Source organism: Saccharomonospora marina XMU15 (genome assembly GCF_000244955.1).
GTDB lineage: Bacteria > Actinomycetota > Actinomycetes > Mycobacteriales > Pseudonocardiaceae > Saccharomonospora_A > Saccharomonospora_A marina.
In genome coordinates, this window is sequence record NZ_CM001439.1 from 4067592 (window position 1) to 4080482 (window position 12891).

At 70.3% G+C, this 12891-nt stretch carries 13 protein-coding genes; 3 read left to right on the forward strand and 10 right to left on the reverse strand.

Going from position 1 to position 12891, the window contains the following annotated elements:
- Positions 1 to 5 precede the first annotated feature (5 nt).
- The 3 genes from SACMADRAFT_RS19140 to glgP are packed head-to-tail and all read right to left on the reverse strand — an operon-like array spanning position 6 to position 4287.
- On the reverse strand, positions 6 to 785 hold the full coding sequence (locus SACMADRAFT_RS19140; protein WP_009155488.1) for an enoyl-CoA hydratase/isomerase family protein: 780 nt from the start codon (positions 783 to 785) through the stop codon (positions 6 to 8).
- 52 nt (positions 786 to 837) lie between these two features.
- The gene (locus SACMADRAFT_RS19145) at positions 838 to 1650 is read right to left on the reverse strand and encodes an ABC transporter ATP-binding protein (protein WP_009155489.1); all 813 of its coding nucleotides are present in this window, start codon (positions 1648 to 1650) and stop codon (positions 838 to 840) included.
- A gap of 51 nt (positions 1651 to 1701) precedes the next feature.
- Positions 1702 to 4287: an alpha-glucan family phosphorylase gene (gene glgP / locus SACMADRAFT_RS19150; RefSeq protein WP_009155490.1), complete on the reverse strand. Its 2586-nt coding sequence runs from the start codon at positions 4285 to 4287 to the stop codon at positions 1702 to 1704.
- Positions 4288 to 4332: 45 nt separating this feature from the next.
- Between glgP and SACMADRAFT_RS19155 the strand changes: the two genes are divergently transcribed.
- Complete coding sequence (locus SACMADRAFT_RS19155; protein WP_009155491.1) at positions 4333 to 5811, forward strand: neutral zinc metallopeptidase; 1479 nt, start codon at positions 4333 to 4335, stop codon at positions 5809 to 5811.
- Positions 5812 to 5878: 67 nt separating this feature from the next.
- Here SACMADRAFT_RS19155 and trxA read toward each other — a convergent pair whose 3' ends face one another.
- Together trxA and SACMADRAFT_RS19165 are read right to left on the reverse strand one after the other, a co-directional pair.
- Positions 5879 to 6808, reverse strand: a complete 930-nt coding sequence (gene trxA / locus SACMADRAFT_RS19160; protein WP_040925780.1) for a thioredoxin — start codon at positions 6806 to 6808, stop codon at positions 5879 to 5881.
- Positions 6809 to 6933: 125 nt separating this feature from the next.
- Positions 6934 to 7236 carry a thiamine-binding protein gene (locus SACMADRAFT_RS19165; RefSeq protein ID WP_009155493.1) on the reverse strand — a complete coding sequence of 101 codons (303 nt, stop codon included), beginning with the start codon at positions 7234 to 7236 and terminating at the stop codon, positions 6934 to 6936.
- A gap of 86 nt (positions 7237 to 7322) precedes the next feature.
- Here SACMADRAFT_RS19165 and SACMADRAFT_RS19170 point away from each other — a divergent pair, with 86 nt between their 5' ends.
- A complete protein-coding gene (locus SACMADRAFT_RS19170) occupies positions 7323 to 7823 on the forward strand; it encodes a MarR family winged helix-turn-helix transcriptional regulator (RefSeq protein WP_009155494.1) in 501 nt (166 codons plus the stop codon).
- A 12-nt stretch (positions 7824 to 7835) separates the two neighbouring features.
- Here SACMADRAFT_RS19170 and SACMADRAFT_RS19175 read toward each other — a convergent pair whose 3' ends face one another.
- The 3 genes from SACMADRAFT_RS19175 to SACMADRAFT_RS19185 all read right to left on the reverse strand — a co-directional run bounded on the left by SACMADRAFT_RS19175 (position 7836) and on the right by SACMADRAFT_RS19185 (position 10377).
- Positions 7836 to 8219 (reverse strand): DUF3817 domain-containing protein, encoded by a 384-nt coding sequence (locus SACMADRAFT_RS19175; protein ID WP_009155495.1) that lies wholly within the window; start codon positions 8217 to 8219, stop codon positions 7836 to 7838.
- Between the two features lie 152 nt (positions 8220 to 8371).
- Positions 8372 to 9472: an ABC transporter permease gene (locus tag SACMADRAFT_RS19180; RefSeq protein ID WP_009155496.1), complete on the reverse strand. Its 1101-nt coding sequence runs from the start codon at positions 9470 to 9472 to the stop codon at positions 8372 to 8374.
- On the reverse strand, positions 9469 to 10377 hold the full coding sequence (locus SACMADRAFT_RS19185; RefSeq protein WP_009155497.1) for an ABC transporter ATP-binding protein: 909 nt from the start codon (positions 10375 to 10377) through the stop codon (positions 9469 to 9471). The genes SACMADRAFT_RS19180 and SACMADRAFT_RS19185 overlap by 4 nt, the downstream gene beginning before the upstream one ends.
- Before the next feature lie 162 nt (positions 10378 to 10539).
- Between SACMADRAFT_RS19185 and SACMADRAFT_RS19190 the strand changes: the two genes are divergently transcribed.
- Positions 10540 to 11568, forward strand: a complete 1029-nt coding sequence (locus SACMADRAFT_RS19190; RefSeq protein WP_009155498.1) for a class I mannose-6-phosphate isomerase — start codon at positions 10540 to 10542, stop codon at positions 11566 to 11568.
- Positions 11569 to 11677: 109 nt separating this feature from the next.
- Here SACMADRAFT_RS19190 and SACMADRAFT_RS19195 read toward each other — a convergent pair whose 3' ends face one another.
- On the reverse strand, positions 11678 to 12421 hold the full coding sequence (locus SACMADRAFT_RS19195; protein WP_009155499.1) for an isocitrate lyase/PEP mutase family protein: 744 nt from the start codon (positions 12419 to 12421) through the stop codon (positions 11678 to 11680).
- Entirely contained in the window at positions 12418 to 12888 is a 471-nt protein-coding gene (locus SACMADRAFT_RS19200; protein ID WP_009155500.1) for a carboxymuconolactone decarboxylase family protein, read from the reverse strand. Before SACMADRAFT_RS19200 ends, SACMADRAFT_RS19195 begins: the two co-directional genes overlap by 4 nt.
- Between the last annotated feature and the right edge of the window lie 3 nt (positions 12889 to 12891).

Genomic DNA, 12891 nt, shown 5'->3' on the forward strand with positions numbered 1-12891 from the left:
GTCGGTTACTTCCCTTCGAAGGTGGCCTTGCCCGGGCCGTTCTCGATGAACGACCGCATACCGGCCGCCTGGTCCTCGGTTGCCCACAACCCCGTGAACAGGCTGGTCTCCAGCTTCAGCCCGGTGCGAAGGTCGGTGTCGAGTCCGCCGTCGATAGCGGCCTTGGCTGCACGCAGCGCCACGGCGGGACCGTTGGCGAACTGCGCGGCCCAGGAGTGCGCGGTGGAGTAGACATCGTCGGGCGCGACCACCTGGTCAACGATGCCCAGTTCGAGCGCCTCGGCCGCCTCGACGAACCGTCCGGTGTAGATCAGGTCCTTGGCCTTGCTCGGACCGATGAGCCTCGGCAACCGCTGGGTGCCGCCCGCCCCCGGAATGATGCCGAGCCCGATCTCGGGCTGGCCCACCTTCACGTTGTCTCCCGCGATCCTGCGGTCGGCGGTCAGCGCGAGCTCGAGGCCACCGCCGAGCGCGTAGCCGGTGATCGCGGCGACCGTTGGCTTGGGGATCTCGGCGAGCGCGGTCAGCGAGGCCGACAGCGCGGTGCCGAAGGCCACCATCTCGGCGTAGGACTTGGCAGCCATCTCCTTGATGTCCGCACCGCCCGCGAAGGTCTTCTCGCCGCCGTACAGCACGACGGCACGGACGTCCGCCCGGCTGCTCGCCTCGGCCGCGACCTCGCCGAGCTCGGCCTGCACCTGGTTGTTCAGCGCGTTGACCGGCGGCCGGTCCAGCCGGATCGTGCCGATGCCAGCCTCGACCTCGAGGCGTACGAACTCGCCCACGCTGCCTCCTTACCTCGTCAGCCTCACAAAGGTTACCGGGCGGTAGAACCCGTTACCGGCGCCGGGCGAAGAACCTGTCGCCGGACCGCTGCAGCACCAGGTCCTGCCCGAAGGTCTCGGAAAGGTTCTCGCTGGTCAGCACATCGTCGAGCAGTCCGGAGGCGACCGCCCGTCCCTGCGAGAGCAGCAGCGCGTGGGTGAAGCCGGGCGGGATCTCCTCGACGTGGTGGGTGACCAGCACCATCGCGGGCGCGTCGGCGTCCAGCGCCAGCGCCGACAACCGTGCCACCAGATCCTCCCTGCCGCCGAGGTCCAGGCCCGCCGCCGGCTCGTCGAGCAGCAGCAACTCCGGGTCGGTCATCAACGACCTGGCGATCAGGGTGCGCTTGCGTTCGCCCTCGGACAGGGTGCCGAAGGCACGCTCCGCCAGGTGGCTGATGCCCAGTGTGGCGAGCAGTTCGTCGGCGCGGTCGGTGTCCATCCGGTCGTAGGATTCCTTCCAGCGGCCGAGCACGGCATAGCCCGCGCTGAGCACGACGTCTCGCACCCGCTCCTGCGGTGGCACCCGGCCGTGGACGGCCGCCGAGGTGAACCCGATCCGCGTGCGCAGGTCGAAGACGTTGACGCGGCCGAGCTGTTCGCCGAGCACGTGCACCGTCCCGCTCGTGGGATGCAACTCGGCGGCGGCCAGCCGCAGCAGGGTGGTCTTGCCCGCGCCGTTGGGGCCGAGCACCACCCAACGCTCGTCCAACTCGACCGCCCAGTCGAGGTCGGCGAGTAGCTTGTTGCCGCCACGCCGCACCTCCACCCCGCTGGCGTGGATCACGAGATCGGCAAGGTCGTCCGCAGCCACCACGTCGTTCACCCGGCCATTGTCACCGACTGGCCCGCGCGCCGGGCGATGGGCCTGGTTAGGTTAGGCGGGCACCACCTTGCCGAGCTCGACGGGACTGGCCAGCAGCCGGTGCTTCGGCAGCACCCGCACCGTGTAGCCCAGCGAACCCGCGTGCGGCAGCCGCAGCCTCGTGGCGAACTCTCCCCTGCCCCGCGGCCGCATCGGCACCGTCACCGTGTCGAGCAGATCGTCGGTGTCGCCGACCCTGCCGACGACGGCCTGGACCTCCACTTCGGAATCGTCGAGCCCGGCGAGGTCCACCTTGGCGCGCACGGTCACCTCCTCGCCCACGACCAGCGACTCGCCCTCCACCGCCAGCTCGGTGTCGGCGATGCGCACCCGCGGCCAGTGGGTGTCGAGCCTGGTGCGGTAGGCGGCGAGCGAGCGGGCACCCGCGTAGTCGTGCTCGGTGGCCGCCCGCACCTTGGCGGCGGCGGGCAGGTAGTAGGAGTCGACGTACTCGCGCACCATTCGCGATGCCTGCACGCTCGGGCCGAGCGTGCGCAGGGTGTGCCAGATCATCGACAGCCAGCCGCGCGGCACCCCGCTTTCGTCGCGGTCGTAGAACAGCGGCGCGATCTGCTGGCCCAGCAGGTCGTAGAGAGCCGCGGCCTCGAGATCGTCACGCAGCAACGGGTCGGTGACACCGTCGGCGGTCGGGATGGCCCACCCGTTGCTGCCGTCGTAGTACTCGTCCCACCAGCCGTCCCTGATGGAAAGGTTGAGACACCCGTTCAGCGCCGCCTTCATGCCGGATGTGCCGCATGCCTCCAGCGGCCGGGTCGGGTTGTTCAACCACACGTCGCAACCGCGGTAGAGATAGCGCGCCATCGACATGCCGTAGTCGGGCAGGAACACCATCCGCTCCCGCACCGCCGGGTCGTCCACGAACCGAACGATCTGCTGGATGAGCGCCTTTCCGCCCTCGTCGGCCGGGTGCGACTTCCCGGCGACCACGATCTGGATCGGGCGCCGCTCGTCCAGCAACAGCGCCCGCAGCCGTTCCGGATCGCGCAGCATCAGCGTCAGCCGCTTGTAGGTGGGCACTCGCCTTGCGAATCCGACGGTGAGCACATCGGGGTCGAAGATCCGCTCCGTCCAGCCCAGTTCCAGTGCCGAAGCCCCCCGCTGCAGCCAGGCGTCGCGCGCCCTGCGGCGCACCTCCGCGATCAGGTTTCCGCGCAGTTCCCGGCGCAGTGCCCACAGTTGCTCGTCGGTCACGCTGCTGTCGATGCCGGAGGCGTCGCCGTCGTGCCCCCACTCCTCGTCGCTGCCGCCGAGCAGCGCGCTCATCTCGCGCGCCACCCACGTCGGCCCGTGCACACCGTTGGTGACCGAGCGCAGCGGCACCTCCTCGGTGTCGAAACCGGGCCACAGCTTCGAGAACATCCGCCGCGACACCCGGCCGTGCAGCGCGGACACGCCGTTGGCCCGCTGCGCCAGCCGCAGCCCCATGTGCGCCATGTTGAACATGCCGGGGTTGTCCTCCGCGCCGAGCGCCAGCACCCTGCGCACGTCGACACCCGGCAGCAGCCTGCCGTCGCCGAAGTAGTGCTGCACCAGGTCGACGGGAAACCGGTCGATGCCCGCCGAGACGGGGGTGTGGGTGGTGAACACGGTGCCCGCGCGCACGGCGGGCAGAGCCTCGTCGAGGGTGAGTGAGCCCTCTGCGAGCACCTCGCGTGCCCGTTCCAGGCCGAGAAAGCCCGCGTGGCCCTCGTTGGTGTGGAACACCTCCGGCTGCGGATGCCCGGTCAGCTCGCAGTAGCGGCGCACCGCGCGCATGCCGCCGATGCCGGCGAGGATCTCCTGGCGGATGCGGTGATCGGCGTCACCGCCGTAGAGCCGGTCGGTGACGCCACGCAGGTCGTCGTCGTTGCCGTCGACGTCGGTGTCCAGCAGCAACAGCGGCACCCTGCCCACCCGCCCGAGCCAGATCTGCGCGTGCAGGTCCCTGCCACCCGGCATCGCGACGTGCACGAACACCGGCTCGCCGGACGGCTCGGTGAGCAGTTCCAGCGGCAATCCGCTCGGGTCGATCACCGGGTAGTGCTCGACCTGCCAGCCGTCCAGCGAAAGCGACTGCCGGAAATAGCCCGCCCGGTACAGCGGGCCGACACCGATCATCGGCACACCGAGGTCCGAGGCCGCCTTGAGGTGATCGCCTGCCAGCACACCCAGCCCGCCTGAGTAGTTCGGCAGCGCCTCGTGCACCCCGAACTCCATCGAGAAATAGGCGACAGCGGCGGGGAAGCGCTCCTCGGGGTCGGTGTCGATGTCGTCGGGGTCGCCCCGCTGCGCCCGATCCGCGGCCCTGCGCTGGTACCAGCGCGGCTCGGTGAGGTAGCGGTGCAGATCCTGGGTCGCCTTCCGGGTCTTGGCCAGGAACGACTCGTCGGCAGCCAACTCCCGCAGCCTGCCTGCGGGTACGGCCGTCAGCATCCGCAGCGGGTCACGGATACGTCGAAACAGCGCGTCGTCCATGGAGGCGAACAAGTCTCGCGTCGGCGGGTGCCACGTCCATCGCAAATTGGTCGCCAATGCCGTCAGGCCCGTCAACTCCTCTGGCACGCTCGCGCGCACGGTGAACCGGCGGACTGCTCTCATGCTGATCGACGATAGCCGGGCGGCCGCGTTCGGTAGTGTGCCGCCATGAACCGCATTGGGGGACGTGGCGCGTCGCGCCCGTGGAGAACCACTTTCGTCACCGCCGCTGTAGCCACCGTCGCCACCGTGGCGCTGCTGGCCACGGCATGCGGCACCGAGACCCCTGGCAAGCTGCAGACCGTCGGCGACATCGCGGGACTACCGGTCACTCACTTCGAGAGCGGGTTCAAACCGAACGCACCCACACCCCGGCTGGCGGTGCGCAACGTCTCAGGCAGCCAGGAGGACAAGGTCGCCGTGGCCGCGATCGCGGACGTCAGCGACTACTGGACCCAGCTGTTCCCGAGACATTTCGGGCAGCAGTTCCGGCCGGTGCGCTCCCTGCTGTCGTACGACCCCGAGGCCGACGAGATCGAGGTGTGCGGGGCCACCACGGCCGACGCCGCCATGAACGCGTTCTACTGCCCTCCCGAGGACCTCGTCGCATGGGACAGGAGCATGCTGCTGCCGCTGCTTCGCGAGCGGTTCGGGCCGATGGCGATCGTCACCGTGCTCGGCCACGAGTACGGGCACGCGGTGCAGTACCGGCTCGGCGAGCGCGCCGGGATCGACGAGCAGACCTCCACGATCGTGAAGGAGCAGCAGGCCGACTGCTTCACCGGGGCGTACTTCCGTTGGATGGCCGAGGACAACAGCAAGTACTTCACCGTTTCCACCTCCGAGGGGCTCAACCAGGTGATGGCGTCGCTGTTCTTCATCCGTGACGAACCGGGCCAGTCGGCCGCGGAGGCCAGCGCGCACGGCACCGCGTTCGACCGCACCTACGCCTTCCAGCTCGGCTTCGAGCAGGGCGCGCTGAAGTGCGCCGACATCGACCAGGCCGAGGTGGACTCGCGGATCACCGAGCAGCCGTTCGACCCCAACGACTCCAGCGGTGGCGACCTGCGGATCAGCGAGGAGACCGTGGCGTTGCTGCAGCGCAGCCTCGACCAGGCCTTCGCTGGGGCGCAGGTGGAGACCCCGAAGATCGTCGACGACGGTGGTTCCTGCCCCGACGGTCCCGACACCGCGCCCGCCTCCTACTGCCCGGAAGGCAACACGGTCAGCATCGACCTGGCAACGCTGGCCGACTTCGGACAGCCGATCGACAGGGAGGCCGAGTTCAGGGGTACCGAGTCCGACGGCGGACTCGGTGACTTCGCCGCGTTCGCCGAGATCGCCTCGCGATACGTACAGGGCATTCAGCACGGGGTCGGCGCGTCGGTCGACAACGCCAACGCGGGGCTGCGCACGTCCTGCCTCGTCGGGGCGTGGGCGGGCGCGATCAGCGGCGACGACCACGACAACGTGCTGCGGCTCTCGCCGGGTGACCTCGACGAGGCCATCGCCGAACTGCTGCAACCCCGCAGTCTCATCGCCGCCGACCTCAACGGGCATCGGGTCGCCAACGGTTTCGCCAGGGTGGAGTCGCTCAGGCAGGGCTACCTGCAGGGCTCACAGGTCTGCACCCGCAGCTACAACTGACCCCGCCGGGCCTTGCTCGCCCCGGCGCCCGGGGCGAGCAAGGCTGCGCGCGGGGCCGGTAGGAGACTCAGTACAGCGCGCTCGCCAGGTCCCGGCGCGCCTTGATCACGCGCTCGTCGGCGGGGTCGAACAGTTCGAACAGCCCCACCAGGTGCTCGCGCACCCGGTTGCGGTCATCGCCCGCCGTGCGGCGCACAGCGGCCACGAGCCTGCCGAAACCGCTTTCCACCTGCCCGACCGCCACCTCGTGGTCGGCGGCGGCGAACTGGGCTTCGAGGTCGTCGGGGGCAGCGTCGGCCCTGGCGACCGCGGAGGGGTCCGTGTCGGCGGCGCGTGCGGCGAAGCGCACCTGCACCAGCGCCGCCTTCGCCTGCTCGTTACCCGGCTCGCTGTCAAGGATGCGCTGGTAGGCGGCCTCGGCCGCGGCGAAGTCACCGCGCTCGAAGGCGTCCTCCGCCTCCACGAAGCGGGGGTCCTGCCCTGGCTCGCCTTCCTCGCCGCCTTCCTGCTGCGCCGCCTGCACACCGGGCAGCTTGTCCTGCAGCGCTTCCAGCAACTGGCCGATCCACTGCCGCAACTGCGGCTCCGGCTGCGCGCCGGAGAAGGCGTCCACCGGCTGCCCGCCCGCGATCGCGACGACGGTGGGAATGGACTGCACGCCGAAGAGCTGGGAGATCCGCGGGTTGGCGTCCACGTCGATCTTGGCCAGCACCCACGCGCCGTTGCTCTCGGCGGCCAGCTTCTCCAGCACCGGGCTGAGCTGCTTGCACGGCCCGCACCAGTCCGCCCACAGATCGACGACGACAAGCTGCTGCAGCGAGCGTTCCACGACTTCGGCCTGGAACGTCGCCTCGGTGACGTCGATGACCGCTGCACCCGCGGCGGGTCGGCCGCCCTGGCTCTGCTGCCCGCCGCCCTGACTCGGCTGCTGTCGTGCCGCGTCGGCGCGCGCCTTGAGCCCGGAGAGATCGACGGCTCCGGAGAGCGCGGCGGACACGGCTGGTGAGTTGGCTGATCCGCGTGGCTGTGTCACGGCTCCATCCTGGCACGGACGCCGCGCCAGTTCATCGCAGGTCGCCGCTCGTGACCGCGTGGCGGCGTTCGGCCACCACCGCGCACCCGTCAGGACTCGTTCAGCCGCTGCTCGACACGGTCCACCTTCGCGCCGAGCTGGCCGGTGTGGCCGGGCCTGATGTCGGCCTTGAGCACCAGACTCACCCGCGAGGCCCCCTCGCCCGCCGCCTGCACGGCCCGCTTGACGACGTCCATCACCTCGTCCCACTCGCCCTCGACGTTGGTGAACATCGCATTGGTCTCGTTGGGCAGCCCCGACTCCCGCACCACCCGCACGGCGCGGGCGACCGCCTCGCTCACCCCCGCCCCGGTGTCCGTTGCCGACGGGCTGACACTGAATGCCACGATCATGGTTCCTCCGTAGACGCGCCGACGGTGCGGAGTCGAGGCCCGACCCGCCCCCAGCTTGCCGACGATCGCTGCTAACTTCGAGGCCCATGAACCGTCCGTTGCCGTTCGACCCGATCGCGCGCGCGGCGCAGCTGTGGGAGGAGCGCATCGGGCCCTCGACAACCATGGCAGCCGTCACCGGTCTGATGCGGGTCCAGCAGATCCTGCAGTCCGCCGTCGACGGCGCGCTGAAGCCCCACGGGCTGACCTTCGCACGCTACGAGGCGCTCGTGCTGTTGACCTTCGCACGCAGCTCGACGCTGGCGATGCGAGTGATGGGCGAGCGGTTGCAGCTACATCCCACCAGCGTCACCAACATCGTCGACCGGCTGGAGAAGGACGGCCTCGTCAAGCGGGTCCCGCACCCGACGGACCGGCGGACCACGCTGGTGGAGATCACCGACGAAGGCAGGCAACGCCGCGAGGAGGCGACCAAAGCGGTCACCGCCATCGACTTCGGCATGAAGGGCCTCACCGCGAAGCAGACCGAGCAGCTCACCGAACTGCTGACCAAGGTGCGTAAGGCGGCGGGCGACTTCGTCGACTGAGTGCTTCAGGCCTCAGGCGCCCGCGGTGTTGGCGTACTCCCTGCCGCTGCCCTCTGCGACGATGAGGCCGGTACCGCCGTAGCGCAGCCGCTGCGGGCCGTCGAGTTTGCCCCTGCGCAGCGCCCACCGCTCGAACAGCCAGGTGAACAGCGGGGGAACGGCCGCGAGCAGTGCGACGACGAGCGTCGCGGGGCGCCATCGCAGCTGACGGGCCACCGCGAGCGTGACGATCACGTAGAGCGCGAACAGCACGCCGTGCACCATGCCCAGCACCGGCACGCCGCCCTCACCGAGTTCCACGACGTACTTGAAGAACATGCCGATCAGCAGGCCCGCCCAGGAAAACGCCTCGGCGACCGCGACGACACGGAACAAGACAGCAGCCTTGTTCGACAACGATTCCTCCTCGGGTACCGACCGCCCGGCTTCGGCAGCGGTGGGACAGGTAACTGGTCATCACGTCAACCACGCTGTCGGACGTCGTGTTACCAGTGTGAGCCGTGACGACGCTCACCGGACCCTCGGGGGCCGGTGAGCGTGCTCACGTCTCACTCCTCCCAGCGGAACACCTTGCCCGCGACGAGCCCGGCGACGGCGGTGAAGCCGACGAGGACGAGCGCGGGAACCAGCAGCGCGGAGGCACCCTGCCCGCGCACCATCACGTCCAGCATGCCGTCGGTGAGGTGGCGCATCGGGAACGCCTGCGACACCGTGCGCAGCCACGCGGGGGCGGCGTCGATCGGGAAGAAGGTCCCGGAGAGGAACGCCATCGGCAGGGTGATCAGGTTCGCCACGCCGCTGGCGGCCTCCTCCGTCTTGCAGAAGGCGCCAACGAGCATGCCGATGGAGAAGAACGCCAGTGTGCCGAGCAGCAGCAACGGGACCGCCAGCCACCACTGGCCGGTCAGCCGCAGCCCGAACATCGGGAGCATTCCGATGCCGACGAACACGGCGAACTGCAGCAGCGCGACACCGAGTGAGACCAACACGCGGGAACTGAGCACCGTGTGCGGCCGCACCGGCGCCAGCCACAGCCTGCGAAGCACCTGCTTTCGCCGCCAGCTCACGAACGTCAGCGCGGCACCGAACACCGCGGCGATCGAAACGGCCCAGGAAAGGATGCCCGGAACCATGTACTGGATGGGCTGCAGCGAGCTGTCCTCGACCTGCGCCGCGTCCAGGGTGAAGGTGGGTGGCTGCCCGGTGGCGGCGATGTTGGCCCTGTTCACCACCCCGTCCACGATGGCGCGCACGGCGCCTGCCCGGTTCTGGTCGCTGGCGGCGAACCGCAGCGTGATCGTGTCACCGCGCTGCTCGACGTAGGCGGGCAGGTCACCCGAGCGCACCTGCTGCTGCGCCACGCCCGCGTCGTCGAGTCGGGTCAGCTCCAGTGCGCCGGACTCCTCCAGCGCGGTGATGACCGGTCCCTGGCCGACCACGCCGATCTCGGTGCGCGACGTTTCGCCACCGGTGAAGATCAGCCCGAAGATGGTGAGGAACATCAGCGGCATCAGGAACGTGAAGAACAGCGTCGCCTTGTCGCGAACGAAGCCCTTGAACATCGCGCCGGACAGCGCGCGAAACGGCGTGGCCGGTGGCCGGGCAGGGGCGGCGCGCCGGGGCGGGTTCCGGGTTTCGGTGACGGTCACGCGCGATACTCCCTGCCTGTCAGCTCGAGGAAGACATCCTCGAGGGTGGCCGTGCGCACCTGTAGCCCGCCGAGAGTGCCGCGCTCGGCGAGCGCGGAAAGCAGCGGCGCGGGATCGCGTGTGGAAATGGTCAGCGAGAGCTCGTCGACGGTGACGTGATCGGCTCCGGGCAGACTGCCCGCTTCGGAGGCGGGCAGCGCGCCGAGTTCGAGGATCACGTGGGTGGCGGCGTCGAGGTCACGCACGAGGCGGGCGGGCGCGTCCATCGCCAGGATTCGACCGTGGTCCATGATCGCGACCCGGTCGCAGAGCACCTCGGCCTCGTCGAGGTAGTGCGTCGTGTAGATGATTGTCTTGCCTCGCGCCCGGATCTCGCGCAGCACGTCCCACAGGTTGCGGCGCGCCTGCGGGTCCAGCGCGGCGGTGGGCTCGTCGAGGAAGACGATGTCGGGGTCGTGCACCAGTGCGCAGGCGATGGACAGCCGCTGCCGTTGCCCGCCGGACAGCTTCGCCTCCGGCGTGCCCGCCTTGTCCGCCAGGCCGACCAGATCGAGCATCTCCTGCACCCGGCCAGGGCCGACACCGTAGAGCGCGCCGAAGGTCTCCAGTTGCTCGCGGGCGGTCAGCTTCTCGAAGAACGCCGAGGCCTGCAGTTGTACGCCGATGCGGGGCAGCAGCGTCAGGTCGCGTGGCCACGGTGACCTGCCGAGCAGCCGCACGGTGCCGGAGTCGGGCTCGCGCAGCCCTTCGGCCATCTCCAGTGTGGTGGTCTTTCCCGCGCCGTTGGGACCGAGGATGCCGAAGAACTCGCCCTCGTCGACCTCGAACGAGACGCCGTCGACGGCGACGAGATCGCCGTAACACATGCGCAGGTCGGAAACGGCGAGCGCCGCGGTGGGTGGCATGCCGGAAGGCTAACGTCGCCGCCGTGCCGCGTGGTGCGAGTTGCCGGAATCGCCGATGTTCGACCGGACACACCTGGCCGAGGCGTCATGTGGTCGCATACCGTGAGTCGTTCACGGTGGCATGTCGAGCCGTCACCGAGGAAAGGCGAGAGACTCTTCCGGATGAACGCACCGCCGCAACCGATCGCACTGCCTGCCAACCAGCCGTCGCAGTTCTACCGCGGCGGCGCCGCGATCGCCGAGTTGCGCGGCGCGACGACGGACACCGCCTACGGTCCCGAGGACTGGGTCGCCTCCACCACGACACGGTTCGGCTCGGAAACCGAGGGGCTGACGCGGTTGCCCGACGGCCGCTGGCTGCGCGACGCCGTGCGTGCCGACCCGCTCGGCTGGCTCGGTGCGCGGCACGTCGAGTCGTTCGCCGACTCGACGGCGCTGCTGGTCAAGCTGCTCGATGCCGGCCAGCGGCTACCGGTGCACTTCCATCCCGACGACGACTTCGCCCGGGGCCACTTCGACTCCCACGTCGGCAAGGCTGAGGCCTGGATCGTGGTGGGTACCCGGTCGGCCGACGCGACCGTCTACACCGGATTCCGCGGCACGACGAGCCGCGACGTGATCGCGCAGTGGGTGCGCGAGCAGGACGCGCCCGCGATGTTGTCCGCACTCAACGCGGTGCCGGTGCGGCCGGGTGACACCGTGCACATCCCGGCAGGCCTGCCGCACGCCATCGGAGAAGGCGTGTTCGTGGTCGAGTTGCAGCAGCCAACCGACTTCTCGCTCACGCTGGAATGGCGCGACTTCCTCGCCGACCCCGACACCGCGCACCTCGGGCTGGGTTTCGACACCGCGCTGGACGCGCTGGACACCTCGGGCTGGGACCGCGAGCGGCTTTCGACGTTGATCCGCCACACCGGCGAGGAGCCGGGGCACACCGTGGACCTGCTCGCGGAAGGGGCGCGGCCGTTCTTCCGTGCCGACCAGCTATGTCCGGACCCGGCACTGGCACTCGACGCGTCGTTCGCCGTGCTGGTGGTGCTGGAGGGCGAGGGCACGCTGAGCACCGAGCGCGGCGGGCGACAACCGCTGCGGCGAGGTGACACGCTCGTCGTTCCCTACGCCGCCGGTCAGCTGGAGTTGTCCGGGCCGCTGACGGTGATCCGCTGCCGACCGCCGCGACCGGCCAGCTGAAGCCCGATCGCCGACCGGCGTCCGTGTGGAGCAAGGGGGCTTCGTCACCGGGGTGTGGCGAAGCCCCCTTGCTCACCCCCTGTCGGCGGTACGGGGCTGGTGCGGAACATCAGTACGGCATCGTGCCGTCGGCGAGATCGTCGAGCCTGCGCCCGAGCCAGCGGCGGGTGGCGGCCAGCAACCCGCCGCCGAAGGAGATCCTGGCCACTCCCAGCCGCGCGAGCCCGGCGACGTCGGGCATCCCCGGCAGGTAGGTGACGTTCACCGGCGCCGGGCGCAGCCGCTCGGTGAAGGCGGCGACGACGTCGGGATCACGCAGGTGGATCGGGTAGACGCAGTCGGCGCCCGCGGCGAGGTAGCTTTGCGCCCGCCGCAACGCGTCGGGCAGCGCGGCCCACTCGTCGCCTGCTTCGAGGAAGCTGTCGATCCGTGCGTTGAGCACGAGTTCCGCTCCTGCCGCCGCTCGCAGCGCCGCCAGCAGGTCGGCCTGCTCGGCCTGTTCGCGTCGCCTGCCGCCGGGGTGTTCGGTGTCCTCCACGTTGCAGCCCGCCACCCCGGCGGCCAGCAGCCGCTCGGCGAGTTCGGCGGGTGGCAACCCGTACCCGGACTCGGCATCCACCGTCACCGGCACGGACACCGCACGCGCCATCCGCCGGGCCGCCGCGAACATCTCCTCCGGCGGGGCCTGTTCCCGGTCCGCGTAGCCAAGGCCCGCCGCGACGGCGACCGAACTCGTCGCCACGGCCGGAAAGCCCGCGTCCTGCACGAGCCGTGCGCTCATGGCGTCCCAGGCGTTGGGCAGCACCAGCGGAACGCCCGGCCGGTGCAGCGCGCGCAGCCGGGTCGCGCTCACGCGGCCTCGCCGGGCAGCGGCTTGCGGCTGGTCACCCCGAGCCGGTTCCACGTGTTGATCACGGTGGCCGCCCAGGCGAGCGCGACGTACTGCTGCTCGGTGAACACCGCGGTGACCTGGTCGTAGACGTCGTCCGGCACGTCCTGATCCCTGGGCAGCATCGTCATCGCCTCGGTCAGCGCCAGCGCCGCGCGCTCCTGCTCGGTGTAGAGCTTGGTCTCTCGCCACGCGTTCAGCAGGTAGATCCTGCGTTCGCTCTCGCCGAGTTCGCGCGCGTCGCGGGTGTGCGCGTCCACGCAGAACGCGCAGCCGTTGAGCTGGGAGGCCCGGATCTTGACCAGCTCGACGAGCCTTGGGTCGAGTCCGGCGTCGGCGGCGGCGGCTTCCACGGTGCTGTGCAGCGCGAGCACCTGCCGGTGAGCCTGCGGCAGGCTCGCGGTGAGTTGGATCCGCTTTGTCACGCCCACACG

What these genes read in the sequence shown, in the direction of transcription:
- glgP (WP_009155490.1), bottom strand. Translation starts at nt 4,287, where the DNA reads ATGAGAGCAGTCCGCCGGTTCACCGTGCGCGCGAGCGTGCCAGAGGAG.
- SACMADRAFT_RS19170 (WP_009155494.1), top strand. Translation starts at nt 7,323, where the DNA reads ATGAACCGTCCGTTGCCGTTCGACCCGATCGCGCGCGCGGCGCAGCTG.
- SACMADRAFT_RS19155 (WP_009155491.1), top strand. Translation starts at nt 4,333, where the DNA reads ATGAACCGCATTGGGGGACGTGGCGCGTCGCGCCCGTGGAGAACCACT.
- SACMADRAFT_RS19185 (WP_009155497.1), bottom strand. Translation starts at nt 10,377, where the DNA reads ATGCCACCCACCGCGGCGCTCGCCGTTTCCGACCTGCGCATGTGTTAC.
- SACMADRAFT_RS19190 (WP_009155498.1), top strand. Translation starts at nt 10,540, where the DNA reads ATGAACGCACCGCCGCAACCGATCGCACTGCCTGCCAACCAGCCGTCG.
- SACMADRAFT_RS19165 (WP_009155493.1), bottom strand. Translation starts at nt 7,236, where the DNA reads ATGATCGTGGCATTCAGTGTCAGCCCGTCGGCAACGGACACCGGGGCG.